At 43.0% G+C, this 12,761-nt stretch carries 9 protein-coding genes and 1 other RNA gene; 5 read left to right on the top strand and 5 right to left on the bottom strand.

Translation table 11 applies throughout. From position 1 onward, the window contains the following. Nucleotides 1-579: 579 nt before the first annotated feature. The 4 genes from mtnA to trxA form a co-directional block, all read right to left on the bottom strand. On the bottom strand, nt 580-1,641 hold the full coding sequence (mtnA, locus tag UYC_RS0102765; RefSeq protein ID WP_016873113.1) for an S-methyl-5-thioribose-1-phosphate isomerase: 1,062 nt from the start codon (nt 1,639-1,641) through the stop codon (nt 580-582). A 145-nt stretch (nt 1,642-1,786) separates the two neighbouring features. Further along, nucleotides 1,787-3,694 carry a 1-deoxy-D-xylulose-5-phosphate synthase gene (gene dxs / locus UYC_RS0102760; protein WP_016873112.1) on the bottom strand — a complete coding sequence of 636 codons (1,908 nt, stop codon included), beginning with the start codon at nt 3,692-3,694 and terminating at the stop codon, nt 1,787-1,789. 387 nt (nt 3,695-4,081) lie between these two features. Further along, a complete protein-coding gene (locus UYC_RS0102750; protein WP_026087336.1) occupies nt 4,082-4,762 on the bottom strand; it encodes an S-layer homology domain-containing protein in 681 nt (226 codons plus the stop codon). A 526-nt stretch (nt 4,763-5,288) separates the two neighbouring features. Continuing rightward, the gene (trxA, locus tag UYC_RS0102745; RefSeq protein WP_016873109.1) at nt 5,289-5,606 is read right to left on the bottom strand and encodes a thioredoxin; all 318 of its coding nucleotides are present in this window, start codon (nt 5,604-5,606) and stop codon (nt 5,289-5,291) included. Nucleotides 5,607-6,025: 419 nt separating this feature from the next. Between trxA and fabG the strand changes: the two genes are divergently transcribed. Next, nucleotides 6,026-6,790: a 3-oxoacyl-[acyl-carrier-protein] reductase gene (gene fabG, locus UYC_RS0102740; protein WP_016873108.1), complete on the top strand. Its 765-nt coding sequence runs from the start codon at nt 6,026-6,028 to the stop codon at nt 6,788-6,790. Between the two features lie 170 nt (nt 6,791-6,960). Here fabG and UYC_RS0102735 read toward each other — a convergent pair whose 3' ends face one another. Beyond that, nucleotides 6,961-8,061: an MraY family glycosyltransferase gene (locus tag UYC_RS0102735; RefSeq protein WP_016873107.1), complete on the bottom strand. Its 1,101-nt coding sequence runs from the start codon at nt 8,059-8,061 to the stop codon at nt 6,961-6,963. A 159-nt stretch (nt 8,062-8,220) separates the two neighbouring features. Here UYC_RS0102735 and groL point away from each other — a divergent pair, with 159 nt between their 5' ends. From groL to rnpB, 4 genes are all read left to right on the top strand, one after another. Further along, nucleotides 8,221-9,882 (top strand): chaperonin GroEL, encoded by a 1,662-nt coding sequence (groL, locus tag UYC_RS0102725; protein ID WP_016873105.1) that lies wholly within the window; start codon nt 8,221-8,223, stop codon nt 9,880-9,882. 225 nt (nt 9,883-10,107) lie between these two features. Continuing rightward, nucleotides 10,108-11,253 (top strand): magnesium/cobalt transporter CorA, encoded by a 1,146-nt coding sequence (gene corA / locus UYC_RS0102720; RefSeq protein WP_016873104.1) that lies wholly within the window; start codon nt 10,108-10,110, stop codon nt 11,251-11,253. A 36-nt stretch (nt 11,254-11,289) separates the two neighbouring features. Beyond that, nucleotides 11,290-12,003, top strand: coding sequence for a hypothetical protein (locus tag UYC_RS0102715; RefSeq protein WP_016873103.1), 714 nt, complete (start codon nt 11,290-11,292; stop codon nt 12,001-12,003). 50 nt (nt 12,004-12,053) lie between these two features. Then, an RNA gene (rnpB, locus tag UYC_RS36020) (RNase P RNA component class A) lies at nt 12,054-12,488 on the top strand. Nucleotides 12,489-12,761: the final 273 nt, after the last annotated feature.

Here is a 12,761-nt window from a genome sequence, read left to right as displayed (position 1 = left end):
GAGAAACTCTTAGGGGTATTATTACTTAAATTAGGCTTTTATAAATACAGCAAATATTAGATTAATAGAGTTAAGAATTCGTGATTATTTGCATACATAGCAGTTGCCGGATAGATTAGGACAATGCCTAATCATCAAATAAGGACATTGTAAGGTGGGCATTGCCCATATCGTAAAAATAAGGTTTTGAGCCAAATCTAAGCAATGCCCACCCTACGGTTATTGAGAAAGGTGCAAGATATCAGTTAAGCCGCTTTCAAGGCTGTTCCCTATTTCCTGCTATATGTTCTTGTTCGTAAACTGATAATCCTGCACCCTAACTGCGGGAACATCTATAACCTGGCGGAAGGGCTACGCTAAACAACGAACGGGTACCATACGGTAAGCGCGTAGCAACTTCTGTAAGTAACAGTTCCGCATCTACGTCGCAGGATTGAGAGAGCCAGAAGCTCTGTTTTCGTTACCAGGTTGAACCTAATAACGATGATGATGGGGCAGCGCTTCTAGCAGCTACCCAGAAGATAACTGCTAGTTAACGTACATATGAAGCGAACGTGTCTACTGCCCTTTGCTTTCTACTTAAACCACTTGCTTTTCCTGCAAGCGTCTTAATTCACCAGGAGCAAATGTGCCTTTCTCCGTAATGATTCCTGTAATAAATTCTGCCGGAGTAACATCAAAAGCTGGATTGTAAAATTCTGCCCCGGATGGTGTCAGGATAGTGTCGCCAACTTGGTAAATTTCTGCGGGATCGCGTTCCTCAATTGGAATTTGATCGCCATCAGATAGAGAAAAATCAATCGTAGAAAGGGGTGCAGCCACAAAGAAAGGAATATTATGTGCCTTCGATACTAGTGCTAAACTATACGTTCCAATTTTGTTAGCCGTATCTCCGTTAGCAGCAATTCTATCAGCACCAACTACTACTGCATGAATCAAACCCCGCTTCATACAGTGGGCAGCCATGTTGTCAGTGATTACCGTAACAGGAATGCCTTCTTGTACACATTCCCAAGCAGTGAGTTTTGCGCCTTGTAGTCTGGGACGGGTTTCGTCAGCAAATAACCTTGCCAACCGTCCTTCTCGCCAAGCGGAACGCACCACACCTAAAGCAGTACCATAACCAGCAGTTGCTAGTGCCCCGGCATTACAGTGAGTAAGCAGCGTTAACTTTTCTGGATTGGAAGGTAAAACTTTTAAGCCGTTATCACCGATCGCCTGACAAGTTTGCAAATCTTCGGCATTAATAATTTGGGCAGTTTGAAAAAGGACTTGTTTGATTTCATCCACAGTGCCCAGTGTTTCATAGGCAATCTTCATCATCCGCGAAATTGCCCAAAATAAATTTACTGCTGTAGGGCGGGTAGAACGTAGCATCTCGGCTACGTTCTCCAAGTGGTTCAAAAACTCATCGCGGTTGTCTGTGTGAATTTCCGTTGCCCCAAGATAAATTCCATAAGCAGCTGCAACACCAATAGCTGGCGCACCTCGGACAATCATAGTTTTGATTGCCACTGCCATATCTTCGCTGCGGCTAATTTCTACAAATGTATATTCGTTAGGTATGCGGGTTTGGTCAATGAGCGAAACAGCGTTATTATGCCAAATAACCGGATAAACTTGGTTTGTGGAAGAGTTCATGGAAGGAAATTTAATTAAATTTTTTAGATAGTAACGTTAGCAATTCTACTAGTTCTGGCGTTTTGTCTCCACACCATCCTAGATTTTTGGTGCGTTAGGACTAATGTCCATAACGCACTTTACTGGCGTAACTGAGTTCTGAGTTCTAACTTACAGCAGATAACTGTTGTTGAAAGAAAGCTTCTAATACTCTTTGAGCTATTTGCGGACTAGTTAAACCTAATTCTGCTTTAGATTCATTAGGTTCTGCGTGTTCCACAAGAATATCTGGTACGCCGATCCGCTTAATTGGAACCATAATATCCGCATCTAACAGCGCTTCTGCCACTGCGGAACCAAAACCACCCATGACACAGCCTTCTTCTAGGGTGACAACGCGACCGATTTTCCTAGCCAATGGGAAAATTAATTCAGTATCCAGAGGTTTGGCAAAACGGGCATTAATCACAGTAGCTTGAATACCATGTTCGCTGAGAACTTCTGCCGCTTGCAGGGCTGGATTTACCATTGTGCCATAGCTGACCATTAACACGTCATCACCGTGACGGAGAATTTCTCCTTTGCCAATTTCTAGGGGTTCCCAGCCTTCTTCCATTAAGGGAACGCCGTAGCCATTACCACGGGGAAAGCGCATGGCGATCGGCCCTTTGGTATAATCAATGCCTGTAACTATCATGCGCTGTAGTTCGGCTTCGTCTTTGGGTGCCATCAGCACCATATTGGGAATGCACCGTAAATAGGCGATATCATACATACCCTGGTGGGTGGGGCCATCTGCACCAACAATACCCGCCCGATCCATGCAGAAAAACACAGGCAAGTTTTGGATGCAAACATCGTGAATAATTTGGTCGTAGGCACGTTGCAAAAAGGTGGAGTAAATAGCAACGACGGGACGCATACCTTCTGTTGACAACCCGGCAGCGAGAGTCACAGCGTGTTGTTCGGCAATACCCACATCGATATATTGATTGGGCAGCTTGGCTTGCAGTTTATCTAAGCCTGTTCCCGTTGCCATTGCTGCCGTAATCCCGATGATTTTTGGGTTTTGTTCGGCAAGTTTGACTAAAGTATGAGCAAAAACTTTCGAGTAGGCAGGGGGTTTGGGTTTGTTAGAGGGGATAGCTTTCCCTGTGGTTAGGTTAAAGGGAGATTGGGCATGGTAGCCTACTTGATCTTTTTCGGCAATTTCGTAACCTTTTCCCTTCACTGTTGCCACGTGTACTAAAACTGGGCCTTGAATTTGGTGTGCTTGTTGGAACGTGGCTATTAATTCTTCTAAACTGTGTCCATCTACAGGCCCCATATAAGTAAAGCCTAGTTCTTCAAAAACTGCCCCCACTTTCGGAACAGCTAAACGCTTCATTCCTTCTTTGATACGTCCTAGTTCGGGAGACAAAGACTCACCCACAAAAGGAATTTGTTTAAATTGTTCCTCAAAGTTATCCTTAAGAAACTGCACTGGGCCACTCAAACGCATTTTGTTTAAGTAGCGGGGAATGGCACCAACATTTGGAGATATGGACATCTCATTATCGTTGAGGACAACCAACAAATTAGTTTTGGGCAAATGTCCGGCATGATTGATAGCTTCTAATGCCATACCACCAGTCAGCGCTCCATCGCCGATAATGGCTACAACTTTAAATTTTTCTTCTTTTTGATCTCGCGCTAAAGCCATGCCCAAGGCAGCAGAAATACTGGTTGAAGCGTGCCCTGCGCCGAAATGGTCAAATTTATTTTCGCAACGCTTGAGGTAACCAGCAATACCGTCTTTTTGCCGCAGTGTATGGAAACTGCTGTAACGTCCTGTAATTAGTTTGTGGGGATATGCCTGATGTCCTACATCCCAAATTACCTTATCGCGGTCTAAATCCAGTGTTTGATAAAGCCCTAAAGTTAACTCTACAACACCCAATCCCGGCCCCAAATGCCCTCCGGTGGCTGCTACTGTTTGTAGGTGCTTATCCCGAATCTGACGGGCAATCTGTTGTAGCTGCCGGATAGATAATCCATGCAACTGATTGGGATGGGTGATTTCGCTCAAATGCATACTATAGCGTTTTCCTCTCTAGATCTTATATTCTGATTTTCCCATGCTCCTTTGGATGAAAAACAATTTTGAAGTAGGTGACCATAAATTATCGTTATTATTTCATTACGTTAAACCACCCCTATTTTTGAAGATAGGTGATAGGGGACAGGGGATAGGGGATAGGGAAGAGATTTTTACACAGCAATGTAGAGACGCGAAATTTGAGGCAGCGCGTTGCGGAGAGAAGTCTGTAGACGCCGGAGGCGGCTTTCCGTAAGGGTGCGACGGAAGCCGCCGTTCAGAACTTCGGAGGGTTTCCCCCGTTGTAGCGACTGCCGTCGCGTCTGTACACTTCACCAAATCTCACTCCAAATCTTTAACTGAACCGTATTGGTTCGCTAACCACTACTTTTCTAAAAGGCTATTAGGTGCAGGAGGTGCTTCTGGTGTTTCGGATTGTGGCTGTTGTCTGTTTAAATACTGACTTAAGATATAAGCCATATCACCGCGTGTCATCGGTTTTAAAGGAGCAATATTGCCTTGGGCATCTGTGTTGACAAATCCTTCAGCCACGACTGTAGCGATCGCTTTTCTTGCCCAAGTCGGAATAGATGAGGCATCGGGAAATGGGGTAAGTATTTCCTGAACAGTTTCATCAGAAAATTGAAATACTCCGTAAGCTTGAGCAAAAATTGCTAAAGCTTCTGCCCTTGTCACCCTTTGATTGGGAAAAAATAAATTTCCCCGATAGCCTTTCATAATGTCCGTTTTTAAGACTAGCTGAATATCATTAAAAGCCGGGTGTGAGGAAGGTACATCTGTAACTACAATATTCTCTTTGCTGGCTACTTGGCGTTTATCCAGTCGAAACACTTTCACCATCGTTGAGGCTAATTCTGCTCGGTTGAGAATTTTTTCTGGATGAAAATTGTTGTCTGAGTAATTAGTCATCCAGTTGACAGCAATTAGCTGTTGAATTTGACGCTCTGATACTTGTTTAGAATCTGTTTGTACTTGGGCATCAGCTTTTGCTGGAAAGTATTGTAATAATGCTACTAAGGACAAAACACTTAAAAATCGACGCATCATCATAACCGCTTAATTGCTGCTACTGTGTATCTCAAAAACTACGACACTAAAAGTTAACACCAATTCCGATCTAACCAGATCCGGAAATTAAGCAAACTTGCTTTTGGATCTGATGACGAATCGATACCTCCTGATGTTGCGTAGCAGCTTAATTTTATGAATGGCAGACATGAGGTGGGCACTGCTTTCTACCTAACAATAAGGGTTTGAGGAAAATTAGGTGGTGCCCACCCTACAACAATTGTTACAACAATTGCAACAAAGCAATTGGTACAAGCTGTGAATTAATTTTATAAATACAAAGGAAATAAATAAAAATATAGAAACAGGGTACAGATAAGTTCAATTTTCCTGTACCCCGTTTCCTAATATTAAAAATACAGCGAATTTCAAGTTGTTGAAATACAAAACTTGAGCCTCAAAGTCATTATCATGCCTATTTTACTTCTGGCTACTAACTTCTGGCTCCTGTAGACGCAACAGCGGCTGCCGCAGGGTATTCTGCTGTAATTAAATCCTTTAGTTAAATCAAAGATTCTAGACGTTGCATTAAATCTGAGGATTGCAACACCCCCTCAATTCGTTCCACTGGTTTCCCCTGCTTGAAAAGTACTAAAGTTGGTAGAGCGTAAACTTGATAATCGTTAGCTAACTGAGGATATTTCTCGGTGTCTATCTTTACAACCCTTATCCGCCCTTGGAGTTGAGCATTGACTTGCTCTAAGATTGTGGCCATCATCCGACAAGGGCCGCACCATTCAGCGTAAAAATCTACCAATACGGGTACATCAGAACCAGACAGCATCTCCTCGAAGCTGTTGAATTGCTTTTTAGTAGACATGTAACACACACTATTTTGCTATAGTTTGATTTTAATGATAGTTCTTGCTAGAAGATCATATATTTAAAATCATTTTGTTTTCACTGTTGTTAAGGGTTTTCCCTAAAATCCAGTATCTGGAAAAGCAAAATCGATTGAATACAGTTATTAACTGAGTCTCATAATTCATAATTCTTTATTAATAAAGAACATAGAACTCACGAGACAAGAGCCATAATTTTCTGGATTCTGAGTTCTTTGCTCCACAGAATTTAATGTTTATTAATATTTCTTTTGGAAGTTTTGTTAAAAAGGTTGTTTGTAAAGTCTAAATCAATACCAATCTTGGGAATAGAATTCGCTCAAAACTGGTTTTCCACGTATCCCGCAAGGTTTTATGATGATTAGCGCTGTGATTTATAAGGCTAAGAAGTCGTTTTATGGGAATTTTGCCAGAAAATTTACAAACTTTAAAAGGTAAAGTGGCGATTGTTACAGGAGCTTCGAGAGGAATTGGGCGAGCGATCGCACAAGAATTGGCTAACTATGGAGCTAATGTGGTTGTCAACTATGCCAGTTCTAGTCAAGCAGCAGAAGAATTAGTATCACAAATAACTCAGGATGGTGGTAGCGCGATCGCCTTGCAAGCAGATGTCTCCAAAGCCGACCAAGTAGATGCTTTGGTGAATGGTGTGATGGAAAAGCTTAATCGCGTTGATATTTTAGTCAACAATGCAGGTATTACTCGCGACACTTTACTTTTGAGGATGAAACCAGAAGACTGGCAGGCGGTCATCGATCTCAACCTTACTGGTGTTTTCTTATGCACTCGTGCTGTCAGTAAAATTATGCTCAAGCAGCGATCGGGGCGAATTATCAATATCAGTTCCGTCGCCGGACAAATGGGCAACCCCGGACAAGCCAACTACAGCGCTGCCAAAGCAGGTGTGATTGGCTTTACTAAAACTGTAGCCAAAGAATTAGCTTCTCGAAGCGTTACTGTTAACGCCGTTGCTCCCGGTTTTATCGCCACCGATATGACCAGTAACCTCAATGCTGAAGATATTCTTAAATACATTCCCCTTGCTCGCTACGGTCAACCAGAAGAAGTGGCTGGTATGGTACGCTTCCTTGCCGCCGATCCCGCCGCAGCCTACATCACGGGACAAGTCTTTAACGTGGATGGCGGAATGGTTATGGCATAAATACCAAAGTGGGGAGTGGGGGTTAGGGGCTAGGAAGAGGACAAGGAGAGGGGGAGAGGAACCCGCCCACGGCGCTGGCTCCCCGACTTGGGGCGACTGGCGTGGGGAGACAAGGGGCAAGAACGTGATTCAAGATTCTCCGTGTCCTTGCGTCCTCTTGATTCCCCGTGTCACTTTGTCCTCGTGTCATTTTCAGTTGCTCGTACCTTTTGCCAAACAGTAAAGCCCAAAAGAATGATGATGCTTACGGTGGTGGCAAGCATCACTGGTAAACTCATACCTCGGATTCTCATTGCCAACCAGTTGCACACCAAAGTAATTGACCAAAGGGTGAGCGCGGCGTGACGTTGAGACAAACCCCAAGCTAGCAAGCGGTGGTGTAGGTGATCTTTGCCAGGGGTACTCATAGGATTTTTCCCTGCCAAAAGTCGTCTGACAAACACTTGTGTAGTGTCCAGTACTGGCAAAAGTAGAAACAAAACTGGAGGTACTAAAGAGAAAACTGTAGTTACTTGCAAATTACCAATAATAGTGGTTGCTGCTAGGACATAGCCGAAAAAGTATGCTCCAGCATCACCCATAATGATCCGGGATGGGTGAAAGTTATGTCGCAAAAAACCCAGCGCCGCTCCTCCTAAAGCTGCTAAAACTAACGTCGCCGCAGCCCAATTGGGATATTGTGCTGACACCGCTAATAAACTCATGGCAGTAATAAAGCTAACTCCTCCTGCCAACCCATCCATACCATCCATTAAGTTAATGGCATTAGTAATTCCCACTACCCAAAGCACTGTCAGCAAGATCGAGAGTATAGAATCTATGGGAGTGCCAAAAGTAACTTGAATGCTGATGCCATTAGCAACCAATAGCAGTGCTGTGAGAGTTTGCACCAACAGGCGGACAGTGGCAGGTAAGCCGAACTGATCGTCGATAAAGCCTACAAGTACTAATATCGAACCGCCTAAGAGGATTGTGAGCACCTGAGCCAATACATTTTGGAGTTCAATGGGTCTTAAGAGGCTAGCTAGCACCAATGCTGCTATTACTCCGGCATAAATAGCCAAACCACCTGCATTTGGCAAAGGTTCTCGGTTTAGTCGTCGTGCATTTGGTTGATCAGCCCAACCAACACGCAAGGCAAATTTACGTACTGCCGGAATTAAACGCCACGTTACAACCCAGGCTAATAAAAATGTAAATACCACTGCCAACCAGCCGGAACCGCTAGGATCGGCAATACCAAGAGCCTTAAGGAAGCTGTATATGTTCATTTGCCGCTTCCATCATTACTGACTGTATCCAACATCAGCATCAAGTGTATACTAACCATTTTGTTCTCACCATCTGGGAACTGAAACATTATGCCTGATTAGCACTCTTTGTCTGTGAGTGCTAAATTGTCTAATGGAAGAGTTCGCAAGTTGATAGATATGGCAAAAATTATTGCATTTGACGAAGATTCGCGGCGGGCTTTAGAAAGAGGTATTAACGCCCTTGCTGATGCAGTGAAAATTACCTTAGGGCCAAAAGGTCGTAACGTCCTTTTAGAGAAAAAATTTGGTACACCTCAGATTGTTAATGATGGTATCACCGTTGCCAAAGAAATTGATCTAGAAGATCCCCTAGAAAACACTGGTGCCAAACTTGTCCAAGAAGTTGCTTCCAAAACCAAAGAAGTAGCTGGCGATGGTACAACCACGGCGACAGTGCTAGCACAGGCGATGATTCGGGAAGGTTTGAAAAACGTAGCTGCTGGAGCAAATCCAGTCGCGACACGGCACGGAATTGAAAAAACCGTTGAAAGGCTAGTACAGGAAATTGCAACTGTAGCCAAGCCAGTTGAAGGTAGCGCGATCGCTCAAGTGGCGACGGTTTCTGCTGGCAACGATGAAGAAATCGGGGCTATGATTGCCGAAGCAATGGAAAAAGTCACCAAAGACGGTGTAATTACCGTAGAAGAATCTAAGTCTCTGACAACCGAATTGGAAGTGGTTGAGGGGATGCAAATTGATCGGGGTTACATTTCGCCCTACTTCATCACCGACAACGAGCGGATGACAGTAGAATTTGAAAACGCCCGCATTTTAATTACTGATAAGAAAATCAGCAGCATTCAGGACTTAGTGCCTGTATTGGAAAAAGTAGCCCGTTTGGGTCAAGCTCTGCTAATTATCGCTGAAGATGTAGAAGGTGAAGCTTTAGCAACTTTGGTGGTTAATAAAGCGCGGGGTGTGTTGACAGTCGCCGCTATCAAAGCACCTGGTTTTGGCGAACGCCGCAAAGCGATGTTAGAAGACATTGCTATTCTCACCGGCGGACAGCTGATTTCTGAAGAAATTGGCTTAAGCTTGGATACAGTTTCTTTGGAGATGCTGGGAACTGCCCGGAAAATTTCTATTGATAAAGAAAACACCGTCATCGTCTCTGAATCTGCACAGACACAAGATGTGCAAAAGCGCATTGGCCAAATTCGCAAGCAACTACAAGAAACCGATTCGGAATACGATAAAGAAAAACTGCAAGAACGGATTGCCAAGCTAGCTGGTGGTGTAGCCGTAATTAAAGTGGGTGCAGCCACAGAAACCGAACTTAAAGACCGCAAATTGCGGATTGAGGATGCTCTTAATGCCACTAAAGCCGCTGTAGAAGAAGGAATCGTGCCTGGTGGCGGGACGATGTTAATTCACCTGTCTACAAAAATCGACGAAATTAAAAATAGCCTCAACGACGAAGAGCAAATTGGCGCTGAGATTATTAAGCGATCGCTAGATGCTCCGTTGCGCCAAATCGCAGATAATGCTGGTGCTGAAGGTTCTGTGATCGTTGAGAAAGTGCGTACCACAGACTTTAACGTCGGTTACAACGCTGCAACTGGAGAATTCCAAGACTTAATTGCTGCGGGTATTATCGATCCTGCTAAAGTCGTGCGTTCAGCCTTACAAAATGCTGCTTCCATTGCGGCTATGGTGCTAACCACAGAAGCGATCGTCGCTGAAAAGCCTGAGAAGAAACCCGCAGGTGGCGCTCCTGACATGGGCGGTATGGGCGGTATGGGTGGTATGGGCGGCATGGGCGGCATGGGTATGATGTAGCCCTAACTTTTGTATAAAAATATATTGCCTACAGCAGTTTGTCTGATTTTAAGACAAACTGTTTTTTTATAATATTTCGCTATTTACGGTAGAACAGAGTTATTTGTGAATATCGAACTTAGTTGACATCCCTCGCTTACAAACTTAGGTAAGTACCCAGACAGAATTAATTACACCATTGTCTTCCTGTTCCCTATCCCCTGTCCCCTGTCCCCTAAAAAATGTATGTTCAAAAAAATTCGCCGCTTTTCTTCTAAAGTCACTAAACAAGATTCAGATACGGAAGACTTCTATCATGAACCTGGTACTCTACCAGGAACCATTATCATTGATGCAGATGCATCACCGTCGGTAATTAAGTTGATTGATTACGATCAAACCAATGCCATCCACAAGCAATTAGCAACCCCAGAAGAGTGTGCTGTTTATTTAGATACAGAATCAGTATCTTGGGTAGATGTATCCGGGTTGGGTAGTGAAGATATTTTGCAGAGACTAAGAACAGTTTTTGATTTACATCCTTTGGTGTTAGAAGACATAGTCAATGTACCAGAACGCCCCAAAGTAGAGGATTATGAAGATCAATTAGTCATTATTGCGCGGATGGTATTGCCAAAGGCAAAAAGCAATGGCTTTTATAGTGAGCAAGTAAGTTTAGTGTTGGGAAAACATTATTTGCTGACAGTTCAAGAAGAGCCAGAACGAGATTGTTTTGAACCAGTGCGAGCGCGCATTTTTAAAAATAAGGGTATAATCCGCAAACAAGGAGCTGATTATTTAGCCTACACTCTCTTAGATGCAATTATTGATGGTTATTTTCCAGTTCTGGAAGATTATGGAGAACATATCGAAGATTTAGAGGAAGAAGTAATAGTTCGGCCCACTCATAGAACTCTCCTAAAAATATATCAAGTTCGGCGCGAATTACTGCAATTACGTCGCGCTATTTGGCCTCAACGAAATGCAATTCATTCTTTGATTCAAGACGGTAATGAATTAATTAGTGATGAGGTGCGAATATATTTGCGTGATTGTTACGACCATGCAGTACAAGTCATGGATATGGTCGAAACCTATCGAGAACTTGCATCTGGTTTGATGGATGTATATCTGTCGGCAGTAAGTAACAGAATGAATGAAATTATGAAATTACTAACAGTGATTTCATCTATTTTTATTCCTTTGACTTTTATTGCTGGTATTTATGGAATGAACTTTAATACCGAAAAATCACCATACAATATGCCAGAGTTGAATTGGTATTGGGGTTATCCAATGTGTTTAGCACTAATGGCAGTAATTGCTGGCGGTTTACTCTTCTTTTTCTGGCGAAGAGGCTGGTTGGGAAACACTTCAAGTCTTGATGATTAGAAAATTATACATAATAATTACAGGGAGCTTATATAGATGATGGCTAGAGAGGATGGTAGTAATTTGATTTTTTTGACGCTGTATATTATTGGCGTCACTTACACTTTTAATAGGATGATTGATTCTATCGACGATAAAATCAAATATGCCTTTAATAAAGCAGCCGTCGATGAACAACTAAAAGAAAAAAATCTCCAAGACGATATTGGGATTTCTTTTAAACTCAGTCCTTCATATGATATGGATGAGTTGAAGGAATTGTCTGTAAGCATTGAGAATAAATCAAAAGATTTAGCCGTATACGTTGACTGGGACAATTGCTCATTAGTAGTTGATTATAGTAAGCAATCACGACGAGTCATTCGTAAATCGCCAGACTTAACTCGCGATTTAGCTGTTCCCCAAAGTCCTAGCCTGATTGCCCCAGCAAAAACACTTTCGGTGGCAGTGGCAGCAGAAGATGTCTTCCAACGCGATCCAGCCACAGGAACCTACAAAGTCAACACCCCTTTGATTAATGTCAGCGCCCTGGGAAAAAGTCCCGTCAAAGCCCAAAAGATTTTGTTCAAACAATTTATGGACGGGAAAAAAGCTTTGGAATTTTCATTACAACTAGTACTCAGGATATCTGAACTGCGCGTAGGCATAGCTCCAGGTGAAGACAAACCTCCCATGTGCATTGTTAACTGTCCCTTCACTATCAAAAAACTACCTTGGTGGTATGCCCTACCTTGGAACAAAAGACGGTAATTTCTACTTGAGTTTGCAGTACCATCCAAGACTACACTAGATACTAGGAGAGAGTTGGCGCAGGCGGTTACAGATCAGTCCAATTATGGCTGGTTTGAGGAAAGTCCGGGCTCCCGAAAGACCAAACTTGCTGGGTAACGCCCAGTGCGAGCGATCGCGAGGATAGTGCCACAGAAAGATACCGCCAAAATCAGTGAACAGTTATCAGTAAACAGTGAACAGGAAATACCTGATAACTGATAACTGATACCTGATAACTGAAAAAGGTAAGGGTGCAAAGGTGCGGTAAGAGCGCACCAGCAGCGTCGAGAGGCGCTGGCTCGGTAAACCCCGGTTGGGAGCAAGGTCTATAGGAACTACGGTTGGTCTTTTTACCAGTTCCGTACAAACAGAGCCGCTAGAGGCGTTTGGTAACAAGCGTCCCAGATAGATTACCGCCCTCTTGAATAAAGAGAACAGAACCCGGCTTATGTCCAACTCTCTCCTAAAATAATGGAACTAGGTGATTAACTGACAACTTTTCCTATCATCTTTATCAGGATAAAGTTGAGGTTAAGTAAGATTAGAAATAAGCTTTGTACATTTTTTGTACTACAAATATTGCTTGTATTATAAATTTTGAGCTAAAATCAGGCATTTTTGTACATAGTTTGTATGATCGTAAAGTATAAAGCTTGAAAACCCTATCAAAATAAGGTTTTCTAAAGTAGACTGTCTGCTGTTTAAATCCTCTCCTTATTAGTCCAAAGTTAAGAGTC

The sequence above is a fragment of the Chlorogloeopsis fritschii PCC 6912 genome (genome assembly GCF_000317285.1).
In the GTDB taxonomy this organism is placed as follows: Bacteria; Cyanobacteriota; Cyanobacteriia; order Cyanobacteriales; family Nostocaceae; genus Chlorogloeopsis; species Chlorogloeopsis fritschii.
This window is presented reverse-complemented; position numbering and strand designations above follow the sequence as displayed.

Coding starts and splice junctions, on each gene's coding strand:
- UYC_RS0102750 (WP_026087336.1), bottom strand. CDS start 4,762: ATGCGTCGATTTTTAAGTGTTTTGTCCTTAGTAGCATTATTACAATAC.
- UYC_RS0102735 (WP_016873107.1), bottom strand. CDS start 8,061: ATGAACATATACAGCTTCCTTAAGGCTCTTGGTATTGCCGATCCTAGC.
- corA (WP_016873104.1), top strand. CDS start 10,108: ATGTTCAAAAAAATTCGCCGCTTTTCTTCTAAAGTCACTAAACAAGAT.
- UYC_RS0102715 (WP_016873103.1), top strand. CDS start 11,290: ATGATGGCTAGAGAGGATGGTAGTAATTTGATTTTTTTGACGCTGTAT.
- fabG (WP_016873108.1), top strand. CDS start 6,026: ATGGGAATTTTGCCAGAAAATTTACAAACTTTAAAAGGTAAAGTGGCG.
- trxA (WP_016873109.1), bottom strand. CDS start 5,606: ATGTCTACTAAAAAGCAATTCAACAGCTTCGAGGAGATGCTGTCTGGT.
- dxs (WP_016873112.1), bottom strand. CDS start 3,694: ATGCATTTGAGCGAAATCACCCATCCCAATCAGTTGCATGGATTATCT.
- groL (WP_016873105.1), top strand. CDS start 8,221: ATGGCAAAAATTATTGCATTTGACGAAGATTCGCGGCGGGCTTTAGAA.
- mtnA (WP_016873113.1), bottom strand. CDS start 1,641: ATGAACTCTTCCACAAACCAAGTTTATCCGGTTATTTGGCATAATAAC.